Here is a 12,546-nt window from a genome sequence, read left to right on the forward strand (position 1 = left end):
AGGCAGCCCAACGTCGGAGCTGCCTTTTTCTTATTTTGACCCGTCTTGCATTTTCTGTTTAAACATAAAGATGGCGAGAGTTGTCATAATGACTGTATAACCAATGACAACAATAAGTGAATAAAACATATTAGCATACTCTGCATGTAAGATAGCCCTAGCTGCATTGACTGCGTGCATGAAAGGTAAAAGCTGCGCAATCTTTTGAAATGTTCCACCAATCATATCTAATTCGAACCATGTTCCACTTAACCATGTTGTCACATTAACAAAGATGGCAAATATCCCTCCTACCTGCTTATCTGTAAATAATGTCCCAAATAATAATCCACAACTAATATAGAGTGGTGAGATTATTAGAAGTATAAGGATCATAAAGAGGATAGACTTATTAAATGGCAACCCTAAAAACATGGCGGTAGCTAAACAAACAAAAATTTGTAGCAGGGCTATTGGTAGCAAAGGTATCATATACCCTAAAATGTAATCAGCAGCAGACAAAGGAGAAACAAAAATCCTCATTAAAAAGGATGAGCTTTTATCTTTTCCTAGTAACATTCCTGAAAACAGTGTGAGAAAAGAAAAACTAAATACAATGACGCCTGGTGTCAGATTATTCATTTCATATAAAGCAAACGGCATATTTTTTTGCATAACAGAAAACAAGCCTAATAAAAGGATTGGTAAGCCTATACCAAATAATAAAGTGATTGGATCGCGGACAATCTCTTTATGATTCCTTGTTGCAAACGCTGCTACCCTCACAATAACGCCTCCTCTGTTTTTTCCAAGAATACCTCTTCTAAAGAATGCTTGTCTGTTTCACTGATCAATTGTTGTATCGTGCCTAGTGCACATATTTGCCCATTGTGCATAATTCCTACACGATCAGCCAAAGCCTCTATTTCTTCTAAATAATGGGAGGTCAAAATAATCGTGACATGTCCTTTTAAGTGCTTCAATATGTTCCATACATCATTCCTTGCCCGTATGTCCATCCCTAAAGTCGGTTCATCGAGGAACAATACTTTTGGGTTTGACATGAGGGCCATTGCTACACTTAAACGACGCTGGTAGCCGCCTGATAGTGTCTTAGCCTTATCATGTTGACGTGGTGTCAGTCCGAATAAGGCCATTTTGTCATATACTTGTTGTTGTGCTTGTTCCTTTTCGTAGCCATAAATCTGACTGAATAATAATAGATTTTCATATACCGTTAAATTAGGTGCAACGGCCGTTTCTTGGGGAGAAATATTAATAACCTTTTTTATAGCCTGTGTATTTTGCACAATGCTTTTTCCATCTATTGTGGCATCCCCCTCTGTAGGTGAAAGGAGCCCACACAACATTTTGATAGTGGTTGTTTTGCCAGCGCCATTTTGTCCTAAAAGAGCAAAAAGTTCCCCTTGATGGATTTGTAAATTTAAATGATTAACGACTACGCGCTCTTTATAAAGCTTTGTTAAATCTCTTATGTTAATCATCATGCTCTTCACCTCGCTTGATAAGAATCGCATTAATTTTTTCTATGTCACGTTGTGAAAATCGATATTGTAAAACCCATGTCACAATATAAGTTCCGAGAAAGCTGGCTACGAGAGAAAAAATATTAGCCATCGTTTTTGGCATCCATAGTAGCGTTACAATCGGTATCCAAATCATTGCCGTTATGAAAAAGTGGACAAAATATTGTTTCAGCATTCCCCAGCTAGCCATTTCAAAAATAAGAGCAGCAAGAGCAAAGGTAATGCCAATAACACCCGTTAATAGAATTTGAGTAATAATTGCACTTATTTCATCTATAAAGTAAGCACGAAATTCTGGCACCACCCAAACATATTTTCCTTGCTCTATGCCCATTGATACAAAAAATTGCACAATTTGTCCCATTACTATACCGATCAAAAATCCACCAACAATACGTGTTAAAATGTCTTTTCGCATATTTATCACCTCAGATTCCTAATTGCTTCTTGATTTTGCTTACATAACGCCTTGAAGCGTATGTTTTCGTGCCATTCTTCAATTCAACTCCGATTGTACCTGTTCTACTAATGTCCATATGCTTGATCATGTAGCGATTGACTATTTCAGCATTTGAAATACGGAGAAACATTTGAGGATTGAGCTTTTCCTCCAGCTCATAAAGACGCAAACGTACCGTATAAACACCGTGCATACTCTGGACACAAACCTTTTTTTTCTCTGTATAAATACGCACGATCTCCTTACTATCGATCAATTCAACGCCTTTATGAGAGAAAGCTAATAAAGTGCTTTCCGCTGTCGTAGTAATAATTTGCATAAGATGCTCAATGTCATCAGTCATTTTATCTGTGAGAATGATTACTTTAGGTTCTTTATATGTAGGGTCAATCGATATTTCCACCTTCATATGATCACTGTCCTTTCTACGCCTCACTATAAATTTTTCCATACATGTTGTAAATGGATTATCGACAACTGGTCGTTATCAAGGAATAAGTGGTAATCTCAAAGATTCTGGCGAACAATAAAAAACACCCTTTAGATAGGCCTATCCAAAGGGGTTAAACGTACAACTTAGCTTACTTAGAATCTTTTTTGACTTACTGTAAGCGCGTAAAAATACCCAACATATTCGGGAGCTTTTAAAATATTGGAGGTAAGCTCAATGATTGATTAAATTTTCCCAAATCAATTGCAGTGATTGATTGTTTTGAGACACCAACTAATTTGGACAAATCCTTCTGCGATTTCTGCAATTCACAAATTATATTTTTCAAATATCTACAGATAAATAAACCTTGCTAAAAATGTACAGAGAAAAAAACGTGTTTTGAATGGAGCAAAACACGTTTTTCTGTGAATTATTTACTTAGGATATTGATAATCTTTTGTTGCGCATCCACTGCCTCAGGGATCGGCATCACAACAAACACATGATTCATCTTAGGATAAACAAAGGTATTGATTGCAACGCCTTGTTCTGTTAGCTTCTCATCAAACTGTATTGCATCTGGATATAAGCTTTCGTGGGACCCAATAAAATGAGTAATCTTGCCAACTCCTTGAAAATCGCCGTAAATTGGACTAATTATGGGATCCTTTAGAGCTTTATCAGCTGCCCATATTTTTGTTATGACTTCCATCCCTTCACTAGCTAACATGGGATCGTTTTCTTCATATTCCTGAATAAGTGGATTTTCTAAACTCATATCAACACATGCCGACAATAAAATAATATCTTGCGGTTGAGGCAGACGGTCTTGCTTCAACAGTTGAATGAGACCGAGTGCTATATTTCCACCTGCTGAATCTCCTATAATGGTTAATTGATTAGAGCTTTCAATAGATGCTAAAATCTCTTTATATAAGCTGAGCATTTTTGGATACGTATCTTGATAGCTAAAATGAGGTACTTTTGGATAGATAGGCGCAATAACTTTTGCATTTAAGGCTTGTGCTATTTTATCCATGAACAACCAGTGTAAATTTAAAGGTTGATTCGTCCAAGCTCCACCATGAATATAAAGAATCACCATTTGTGATGAAGACTTTTGGTCATTTAAAATAAAAACCTGCATATCCTCGAATGTTTGCTCCTTCAAAGCGCTTAAAAGATTGACATCCTCCCCAATCACATAGGGGTGAATATTTTCTGTTCCTCTTTGCTTAATAAATTGTTGAGCATTTTCAATACTAGAAAAGCTCTTTTTATTACTTTGTGAAAACAATAATTTTTCAAATTGCACACTCTCTACAGATCGTTCTCCATTAAAAATTTCTATACTCATGTTTTTCTCTCCTTTTATTGTTCATTCTGTTTCCAAACATGTAATGATTAATAAAGTGATGTGCCAAACCACTAAAACTGAGTAATCGACAATAGTAAAATGCATCTTTTTAGCGAACTTTATTTTAATTCCACATTTTGAAGAATACTCCTTCTAAAATCTATCATCAAATAAAAAGACCTTCCTGTTGTAATCCATTGATTGTGCTGTATATAAAAAGCTGCCATTTTGAAACAAAATGACAGCTTTCATGTTGTTGAAAAAAGATGATGTCAACAGCAGAAAAAGTAACTTTGCAAGGTGAGAGGTTGATTTCCGTTCCGCCAGCGTCCTTTCCAAGGGGCGTCCGATGAGCCGCTTCACTCACTTCCGTTCGCTGCAGGGTCTCATCTGTGACGCTAAATCCCCTAGGAGTGACGCTGGCTCCACTCCAATCAACTATTCTGCAAAATGTCTTTACTTTTTTCATAGTAGTGGAGCGATCAAATCGCCAATTATCTATATTCTTAGAGGGTTATTTTCAATGTGGAGATGTGATGCTTGGCAACACCACTTCATAAAGAGTAGTGAACACCTTCAATTTACTAAAAAAACTTTCGCTAAAAAGGTAACACTTTGGTGGGTTGGAGTGGAAGGCTACTTGACTCCCGTGGGATAGAGAGACAGGCGAGCCACTAAACGGAGCGGTAGCGGAGGAAGCGGTTTGGCAGTCGCCCACAGGAAAGCAAGTAGCTTGCAACGGAAATCCATTTCTACCTTTCAATTGACTGTTTTATTTTTCAACACTAAGAAAGCTGCCGTTTTGAAACAAAATGACAGCTTTCAATTAGGTATCTGTTCCCTCCAACCTACCGCTATATTATTGGAGGTGGATTTGATAATGGCGAGTAACTATACCTATCCCATTTTCTAACCTCTTCCACTCTATGAATGAGGCTAATCAATTTTGTCTTGCTAAATGTAGATAGTTAAGATTGATTATCCTGAAATAATTCATCTACTTCTTTTGATAAAATTTCTACCTCATCTTCTGAATTTGGAAATAGGGCTTGATTTGCCTTTTCATCTATTGCTTTATGTTTTTGCTTGTTTATTATGTGGAGTTCCATCATTCAGAGGTAGCTATACAAAAGCGACACGTATGTATTCCTCGTTCTTTAAGCTTTCAAGGTGATGCAATTCAAGGTCATCCATCGTAATTCGACGGATTTTTAGTTTTTTATCATAATCCCCTGCCCAGAACCTAATTAATTCAGCACCTTGCTCTGGTTGTATATGTTCCTTCAAATAACTTAAAAAATCTTCTAAAAATTGAGGACCCCAATTTCCCTCGATGCCGTATACAAAGGATTTTTCATTATAAAGCCCTAAGTCATAAGGTGGATTATTCCATTCAAATATATTCAAATTTTCAAAAGCTGATTCATCTGCTGCATGTAAAACTCGTGTATCATCATCCATCAAATGCCACGACTGTGTTGGTGTACTCTCTGTAATTGGATATAATTTTTTTAATTCTCTTACTGTTATTTCAGCAATTCCTGTACAATCAACTGTTTGTAAAGCACTGTTCGCCACTAGGACAGAATATAACGTCATATGCTTGTCTCCTTAAGCTTTATTCTAATATTCGCTTCATAATGTTCTTCATTTAGTCTCACTACTTCAAGTTCTTTTTTATTGTCATTCAATTTTAATGCTAAACTTTGAATGCCAAAGAATTCTGTGAAGGTATGGCTTCCAATGATAAGATTTATTCCTTTAAATTGGGCATATTGAATTGTATATAAATTACATTCTCCTGTAATGTATACATCACATTTATTTTCAACCGCTTCCTTCAGGCAAGCTGTTGTGCCTCCATTTCCACAGACTAAGCCTACTCGCTTCACCATTTTGTCATTGAACTGCCAATATCTAACGGGTTCTTCAAGTAAATATTCAAGTTTTGTTACGAAATCTTTAAATTCAATTTCTTTCTCATATTGAGCGATTCTACCGAAGAACAGTCCTTCCCATTCATGGGTTCTTTTAATAATCTCTAAATTCAATTTTTTTAATAAGCTATCATTTGTGCCAAAGTTACAGTCATCAAGTGGTAAGTGATTATAGTAATGGCTTATACCGTTCGCTGCTAGTTTTTCAGTACATGCCTCTTTTAATCCATAGATTTCATCCCATGCATCATGGTGTGTTAACATCATGTCCACTCCATGAATTCTTGCTTCCTCTATCGTTTCAAGCGTTAGGTTAACACAGTATCCTATTTTCTTCACTTCTTTATTTGCCTTGTATGTAACCCCAGATTCATTAGCATAGATTTCCTGATTTGTTACATTAAAAAGTTCATCAATTCTTTCAACTATTTGTGAAACATCCATACTTCCATCCCCCTTCTCATTTCAATACTTCTTATCTAAATTAATAAGTAAATATTCCCATTTACACAAAAATACCCCTTTAGATTATCTTAAACTAAAGGGGTAAAAAGTTACAACTTGTAGGTTTGGAATAAAGTTTGAGCAAAAATACCTCGCAAACCCTTACTTTATGATAAATAAGAAGAATCCCTTTAAAAAAAAGATTGATCAAAAGGGATACCTCTTTAGCAGTTTTAAGTTAGGTTTTTATAAAAAAGTTTGATTGTTTTCTACCTATGTTGCTCCACAATCGCGCCCTTTAATTGAATAAAAATATTTACAACTCATTTCTTTATGTAATTTACAACGTCATTAATATAACTATCGATAGGTTCGCCAGTATTTACAACTATGCACTGATAATCAGTGGGTCTTTTACTATTGACTAATGTATATTTAAAATTCTCTTCGGAAGTTACCTCACTTATTTGACTTATCATTCTTTCTCGATTTTTCAATCTAAAATTAATCTCTTGAAGATCATCAAGGTAGCACTCAACATATTTGTACTTCACATTATATTTTTTTGACATAGCAATTCCTCGATCTACCATTTCTTGATAAAGGCAAGGGCTATCAAATACTACATTTTGCCCTTGTGATAAGTAAAATTCAATTAAAGACCAATCAATATTATATGAAATCTTACCAGTTAATTTTGAATCGATTTGAATTTCTTCTGTTGACTGTAATAAAGCAGATTTTACAATGTCGTGGTCTATTATGACTGCTCCTGTACGCTCAGCAATTTGACGAGAAAGTGTAGACTTTCCAGACCCAGGAAAGCCAGACATTTGAACAAAAAACATGTTAATCCCTCACTTCTTCTACTATAAATAAAGTATCTATTGCAATAACGGAAAACTCTTATTAAATAACCAAGTTGTTTTCAAGAACTACCCCTAAATTTTAACATAAATGTACAAATCTCTTTAGAGGCAGTTATTCAACTAAATGGCCCTTTAAACAAAAAAGACGCGTTCCTAAATAAACGCACCATTTAATAGAATAAGTATAATATGCTCAAATATCTTCTTTAGGGAGCGAGCAGAAACTATTATTCTAAATTTATTGAATAATGTATTCTATTATATTAGAATTTAGGAAATACATAATAAGGAGGCTCTTTTATGAAACACCTTTATTCCCCATATCCAGCTGAAAGTATTTCCTTACAAGTAGAATCTTCACCTGTTTGGGAAGTGATACTTGGTATTGCAGGTTACACACATAGGCAACTTCGACATACATTCGATTTAGATGGAAAGTGGTTATCAGAGCAAGATTCAATGCCTTTATCATTATTAAAACATTTGAAGGTAATTGAGGAGACCAATTTATGGTATGGACTGATTATGCTTCAAGATAAATTATCTGCATTATCTGTTCAAGATTTTTCGAATCAACTTTCAGAAATTCCAATTGCTCGCTTTTATGACATACTTTTGCCGTACAAAGATCGGAATACTGAGCCTATAAGAAAAGCGACAGCCACTGAACATCATCGAGGTGAATTATTTGAGAAGTATGCGACATATTTTGAAGACCACGATTACTTAGGTGGGTATGTGCGTAATCTTAGTCGTTATACACAACAAGAAATTTGTGACCTATTCAACAATACATTAGTTGAGTGGTACATGTGGATAAGTCAACAAGAAGAATGGGAAAAATGGACTCATGCGCTTGCTTTTGAACAGAAACAATACAAATCATTGGATATAACAAATCCTATTGAGGAAATCGAACGAATTACGGGTGGAATCAAGTATCTCCCTGAACCTTCTGTCTGGAATGTCAAATTAATTCCACACGTATCTTATCGTCCTTGGATCTTAGAAAAACGCACACCTGATACTAAACTTTTCTTTTATCCTTTAAAGGAAGAATATTTGATAGAGCCTGGTGTTCCATCAAATGAGTTAATTCGTGGTCATAAGGCCTTAGGGGATGAACTTCGATTGAAATTGCTTTATCAACTTTTAAAGGGACCTTTATCACTTCAAGAGTTGAGCGTGCAGTTTAATACATCTAAAACAACACTACATCACCAACTTTCTATATTGAAAGCAGCAAAGTTTATTCGTGTTGATAAAGGTATCTATTCAGCAAATCTAACGCAGATTAACGCTTTTTCTGGACGACTCACTCAGTACCTGGGGTTCACAAATGAATAAGTTCTCTAATTCATTTAAAGCACTTTGGATAGGTGAAATTGTATCCGAATTTGGTGGAGCAGCTGGAGCAATCATTAATGGATTGTTACTTTATGAATTGACAGGTTCAAAGGAATGGATGGGTGTACTTTGGCTTGTATATTTTATCCCCTCTTTAATTTTTCAAGGCATTAGTGCGCCTTTCCTAAACCATGTTGTGAAGGAGAAAATGCTTCAAAACATACAGTTGATTCGTGCTGGAGCCTATATCCTTCCACTTGTTGGTTATTTAATTGGTACAGACGTGGGGACCATTTTAGGATTAGTCGTTTTACAATGTTTGTTAGGCTTGATGCAACCAATTTACGCAAGTCTATCTTTTTCACTTCTACCAGAAATTTGTAAAGAGAAAGAACTTGTCGAAGCAAATGCATTACTAGATGGAACTATTCGACTTATGAGTTTTATCGCTCCTGGAGCAACTTCATTATTGCTGTTGGTCAGTCCTATACATTTTATATATGGATTTTCATCTGTACTGTTCCTCGTCAGTTTTCTCGCACTTTCACGTATCCCTCAATCAAGTAAGAAGAAAGTGGCAACTTGGACAAAGAAATTTTGGTGGGCAGAAATGAAGGAAGGCTATCGAACATTCTTTAAATATCCAAATCTTTTTCGACTTACCATTCTTTCTTCCACGGTACAGTTTGCAGTTGGAGCAACGATGGTTTTAAGTATTCCTTTTATACAAGGAGACCTTAATGGTCATTCTTGGGAATATGCGATCTTTTCTGGGTCTTTCCCAGTCGGTTATGCTGTAGGTATGGTACTACTTACGAAGTTACCAAAAACTTATCAAACTATGTACCTCGGTTTAATAGGAGGAGGTCTTTCATTCGTACTCTTGTTTTTTGTAAATTCAGTTCCTATTGCATGGGTGTGTGAATTGTTTGGAGGAATGGTATTTCCTTTATTCAATGCTCAAAGCGCAGCAATTTTTCAGCGTGAAGCACCTAGAGATCGTTTAATCCAACTAAGTGCAGTTCGATTACTATTCATTCGAGTTACCATGCCATTAGGGATATTGTTTGCTTCCTCAACATTTTTAGATTTAAGTACGCGACAAATATATGCGATTGTTGGTATGTTAATTGTCTTACCTGGATTATTTCACCTCCTTGCTTCATTTTCCCAACCAAATAAAGATTTACTTACAAATAAAAAATAAAAAACAAGTGAATATAGCTTCAGAATATAGATTGATCAAAAATTTACCTTCAGACTTTATTTATCAGCAAATGCAAAAACTCCATTTTGAAAAAAGATTGGTCAAAATGGAGTTTATCTTTATCTAACGCTATATTTCAACAATAAATCCATTGAAAACGTTCCTCAACAATTTGGTCCGATTGCTGAATAAGGAAAAAATCCTGCATATAACAGGATTTTTGATCAAACTATTATAAATTATTATTCTAAGATCTAACAACAGTTCATCTTTTTTATAAACGGTATAACTTTTTTCAAAACGGTACAACTTTATTACAAACGGTTAAACTTTGTTTTAAAGATACAACAACTGTTATTAAATCTAATTTATAAACCGCATTTCAACTGTGCGCCACAGTTTGTACATGTATTACAGCCGCCCATTTCTTCGACTGTGCCTTTACGGCATACTGGGCATGTATTCCCAACGTCTGAGCCAATAACAGTTGTTGACTCTAACGCTTGAATCGTATCTACTAATACGACTGGACGTTTTGTATGTTCTTCAACCAATTCCTCTTCAAATGAAAGTTGATCCATATCATTTTCTTCTGCTTTTAGTGTAAGTACTTGTGAATCACGGCTACCGTCAACATAGACCGTACCACCCTTAGCGCCACCTTTATATAGTCGCTCGTACACTTTTTCAACTTGCTGTACTGTATAGCCTTTTGGTGCGTTTACAGTTTTAGAAATAGAGGAATCGATCCATTTTTGAATAATGCATTGCACATCCGCATGCGCTTCTGGTTTTAGCTCCATTGCTGTAACGAACCATTCTGGAAGCTCTTGCTCATTTACTTCTGGATGACGGTTCAAATATTCTTGGACAATTTCAGCTTTTACTTCAATGAATTTACCTAGACGACCAGAACGATAGTACGTGAAGGAGAAGTATGGCTCAAGACCTGTTGCTACCCCTACCATTGTTCCTGTGGACCCTGTTGGTGCAACCGTTAATAAATGTGAGTTACGGATACCAGTCGCTAAAATTTGCTCTTTGATATGAGCAGGCATTTTTTGCATAAAGCCTGTCTCTGTAAAGGCTTTACGTAAACGTGCTGTTTCTTCGTCTGTAGCACCTACTAAGAACGGGAAGCTACCACGCTCTTTCGCAAGCTCTGTAGACGCCTCATACGCAGTTTCAGCGATTGTTTTAAAGATATCATCGACTAACGCATTCCCTGCTTCTGAACCGTATTCTTTTTCACAGTAAATCAGCAAATCGGCTAAGCCCATAACGCCTAATCCAACACGACGTTCACCAAGAGCTTGTACACGGTTTTCTTCTAAGAAGTAAGGTGTCGCATCAATCACATTATCCTGCATACGAACACCAACACGAACTGTTTCACGTAGTGCTTCGTAATCAACTGATTGATTTTCTTTATTCGCAAACTGTGCTAAATTCACAGCAGCTAAGTTACACACAGAATATGGTGCAAGTGGTTGCTCGCCACATGGGTTCGTCGCTACAACACTTTGACCGTATGCCTTTGCATTTGTCATGTCATTGGCGTTGTCAATGAAGAAAATACCTGGCTCTGCTGAGTATGTTGCACATACATTAATTAAATTCCATAACTCTTTTGCTTTAATTGTACGGTATGTGCGGACTTTATAGCCCATTTTCTCCCATTCACGAACATCACCAACTTCATGCCATTTCGTGTTGTAAACGCTCATTTCTTCCTTTGTATATTCTTCAACAGCTGGGAAACGAAGCTCGAAGTCAGCATCTTTTTCAACTGCTTCCATAAATTCTTTTGTTAATGTCACAGAAATGTTGGCACCTGTTAAAAACTCTGGGTTATGAACAGTGTACGTGCCACCATCACGTAATTTATTTTCAGCCTCACGAATGATCGCTGTATCAAATCCACCTAAGCCTTCAATGTTTTTATAATTCACGATGCCTTGATACATTGCTTCTTCTTGCATAGAAAGTGGCTTGAAGTTTAATTTTTCTTTGGCTAGACGGATGATTGTTTCATCCGTTGTATTTTCGATCAGGTAACGCAGAATACGTGGATTTTGCATTTTGGAAATAATAAACTCCACAATATCTGGATGCCAATCTGCTAGCATAATCATTTGTGCGCCACGACGTGATCCACCTTGCTCCACAAGATGTGTCAATTTAGCAATGTCATCTAACCAGGATACAGAACCAGATGATTTACCGTTTACACCACGAGCTAATGTGTTACGTGGGCGTAATGTTGAACCATTTGTTCCAACACCTCCACCGCGGCTCATAATCTCCATAACTTGCTTACGGTGATCACTGATACCTTCACGAGAGTCAGCGACAAATGGCATCACGTAACAGTTAAAGAAGGTTACATCAGTTTCAGATCCAGCTCCATAAATCACTCGTCCAGCTGGAATGAATTTCAAGGATACTAATTGCTCATAAAATTTTTCAAACCATTCTTGGCGTTTTTCTGGTGTTTTTTCAACAGCGGCAAGGCCCGTTGCATTTCGTTTTGCAATTTGTTCATAATATATCTCAAGAGGCTTTTCTAGCACGTCAATTGAACGCGTAATCACACCCGTTTCTTGCTCTTGCGGATCGTCTAATGCGCTACGATAATCTTCTTCAATCAAAATCTCTGCTGTTTTTGTAGACATATCCAATTTTTGAATTGTCCCTAAACCACGTGCAGGAAATTTCGGATCAGCTTTTACCGTTAATACAACAAAGTCGCCGGCTTTCAATGTTTTCTTTTCTGTGTCTTTAAACGAATAGCGATCGATCATGACAAGTCTCGATACACCTTTGTGTGTAATATGCATATCAGATGTTACGGGATGTACCTGCGGGAATTGTTCAATATCTTTGTTTAACTGTTCAAATTGATTGTTTACTTCGGGTTGATGATTTGTGAGTACCATCGTTTTGCCTCCCTTATTTTCTTCATT

The 12,546-nt window shown here is 36.3% G+C and carries 12 protein-coding genes; 2 read left to right on the forward strand and 10 right to left on the reverse strand.

Features of this window, described 5'->3' with window-relative positions; all coding sequences use genetic code 11:
• Nucleotides 1-30 precede the first annotated feature (30 nt).
• The 9 genes from QH639_RS09990 to QH639_RS10035 all read right to left on the reverse strand — a co-directional run bounded on the left by QH639_RS09990 (nt 31) and on the right by QH639_RS10035 (nt 7,005).
• A complete protein-coding gene (locus QH639_RS09990; protein ID WP_131522444.1) occupies nt 31-765 on the reverse strand; it encodes an ABC transporter permease in 735 nt (244 codons plus the stop codon).
• Nucleotides 762-1,487 carry an ABC transporter ATP-binding protein gene (locus tag QH639_RS09995; RefSeq protein WP_237898222.1) on the reverse strand — a complete coding sequence of 242 codons (726 nt, stop codon included), beginning with the start codon at nt 1,485-1,487 and terminating at the stop codon, nt 762-764. The genes QH639_RS09990 and QH639_RS09995 overlap by 4 nt, the downstream gene beginning before the upstream one ends.
• Nucleotides 1,477-1,944, reverse strand: a complete 468-nt coding sequence (locus tag QH639_RS10000) for a DUF3021 domain-containing protein (protein WP_281116012.1) — start codon at nt 1,942-1,944, stop codon at nt 1,477-1,479. Before QH639_RS10000 ends, QH639_RS09995 begins: the two co-directional genes overlap by 11 nt.
• 10 nt (nt 1,945-1,954) lie before the next feature.
• Nucleotides 1,955-2,395, reverse strand: a complete 441-nt coding sequence (locus QH639_RS10005) for a LytTR family DNA-binding domain-containing protein (RefSeq protein WP_281116013.1) — start codon at nt 2,393-2,395, stop codon at nt 1,955-1,957.
• A 454-nt stretch (nt 2,396-2,849) separates the two neighbouring features.
• On the reverse strand, nt 2,850-3,776 hold the full coding sequence (locus tag QH639_RS10015) for an alpha/beta hydrolase fold domain-containing protein (RefSeq protein WP_131522440.1): 927 nt from the start codon (nt 3,774-3,776) through the stop codon (nt 2,850-2,852).
• A 166-nt stretch (nt 3,777-3,942) separates the two neighbouring features.
• On the reverse strand, nt 3,943-4,245 hold the full coding sequence (locus QH639_RS10020; protein WP_281116014.1) for a hypothetical protein: 303 nt from the start codon (nt 4,243-4,245) through the stop codon (nt 3,943-3,945).
• 653 nt (nt 4,246-4,898) lie between these two features.
• On the reverse strand, nt 4,899-5,375 hold the full coding sequence (locus QH639_RS10025; RefSeq protein ID WP_281116015.1) for a hypothetical protein: 477 nt from the start codon (nt 5,373-5,375) through the stop codon (nt 4,899-4,901).
• Nucleotides 5,372-6,157: a Nif3-like dinuclear metal center hexameric protein gene (locus QH639_RS10030; protein ID WP_281116016.1), complete on the reverse strand. Its 786-nt coding sequence runs from the start codon at nt 6,155-6,157 to the stop codon at nt 5,372-5,374. The genes QH639_RS10025 and QH639_RS10030 overlap by 4 nt, the downstream gene beginning before the upstream one ends.
• Nucleotides 6,158-6,480: 323 nt before the next feature.
• The gene (locus QH639_RS10035) at nt 6,481-7,005 is read right to left on the reverse strand and encodes a P-loop nucleotide/nucleoside kinase family protein (RefSeq protein ID WP_237898227.1); all 525 of its coding nucleotides are present in this window, start codon (nt 7,003-7,005) and stop codon (nt 6,481-6,483) included.
• Between the two features lie 321 nt (nt 7,006-7,326).
• Between QH639_RS10035 and QH639_RS10040 the strand changes: the two genes are divergently transcribed.
• Complete coding sequence (locus tag QH639_RS10040; RefSeq protein WP_237898228.1) at nt 7,327-8,373, forward strand: ArsR family transcriptional regulator; 1,047 nt, start codon at nt 7,327-7,329, stop codon at nt 8,371-8,373.
• The gene (locus QH639_RS10045) at nt 8,366-9,580 is read left to right on the forward strand and encodes an MFS transporter (RefSeq protein WP_281116017.1); all 1,215 of its coding nucleotides are present in this window, start codon (nt 8,366-8,368) and stop codon (nt 9,578-9,580) included. Before QH639_RS10040 ends, QH639_RS10045 begins: the two co-directional genes overlap by 8 nt.
• Before the next feature lie 368 nt (nt 9,581-9,948).
• Here QH639_RS10045 and QH639_RS10050 read toward each other — a convergent pair whose 3' ends face one another.
• Nucleotides 9,949-12,519: a vitamin B12-dependent ribonucleotide reductase gene (locus tag QH639_RS10050; RefSeq protein WP_237898230.1), complete on the reverse strand. Its 2,571-nt coding sequence runs from the start codon at nt 12,517-12,519 to the stop codon at nt 9,949-9,951.
• Between the last annotated feature and the right edge of the window lie 27 nt (nt 12,520-12,546).

The organism is Lysinibacillus sp. 1 U-2021, assembly GCF_029916965.1.
In the GTDB taxonomy this organism is placed as follows: domain Bacteria; phylum Bacillota; class Bacilli; order Bacillales_A; family Planococcaceae; genus Lysinibacillus; species Lysinibacillus capsici.

Bases quoted from the DNA above. Each gene is read 5' to 3' on its own strand.
- QH639_RS10045 (WP_281116017.1), top strand. From the start codon at position 8,366: ATGAATAAGTTCTCTAATTCATTTAAAGCACTTTGGATAGGTGAAATT.
- QH639_RS10040 (WP_237898228.1), top strand. From the start codon at position 7,327: ATGAAACACCTTTATTCCCCATATCCAGCTGAAAGTATTTCCTTACAA.
- QH639_RS10000 (WP_281116012.1), bottom strand. From the start codon at position 1,944: ATGCGAAAAGACATTTTAACACGTATTGTTGGTGGATTTTTGATCGGT.
- QH639_RS10035 (WP_237898227.1), bottom strand. From the start codon at position 7,005: ATGTTTTTTGTTCAAATGTCTGGCTTTCCTGGGTCTGGAAAGTCTACA.
- QH639_RS10050 (WP_237898230.1), bottom strand. From the start codon at position 12,519: ATGGTACTCACAAATCATCAACCCGAAGTAAACAATCAATTTGAACAG.
- QH639_RS10030 (WP_281116016.1), bottom strand. From the start codon at position 6,157: ATGGATGTTTCACAAATAGTTGAAAGAATTGATGAACTTTTTAATGTA.
- QH639_RS10015 (WP_131522440.1), bottom strand. From the start codon at position 3,776: ATGAGTATAGAAATTTTTAATGGAGAACGATCTGTAGAGAGTGTGCAA.
- QH639_RS10005 (WP_281116013.1), bottom strand. From the start codon at position 2,395: ATGAAGGTGGAAATATCGATTGACCCTACATATAAAGAACCTAAAGTA.
- QH639_RS09995 (WP_237898222.1), bottom strand. From the start codon at position 1,487: ATGATGATTAACATAAGAGATTTAACAAAGCTTTATAAAGAGCGCGTA.
- QH639_RS10025 (WP_281116015.1), bottom strand. From the start codon at position 5,375: ATGACGTTATATTCTGTCCTAGTGGCGAACAGTGCTTTACAAACAGTT.
- QH639_RS10020 (WP_281116014.1), bottom strand. From the start codon at position 4,245: ATGAAAAAAGTAAAGACATTTTGCAGAATAGTTGATTGGAGTGGAGCC.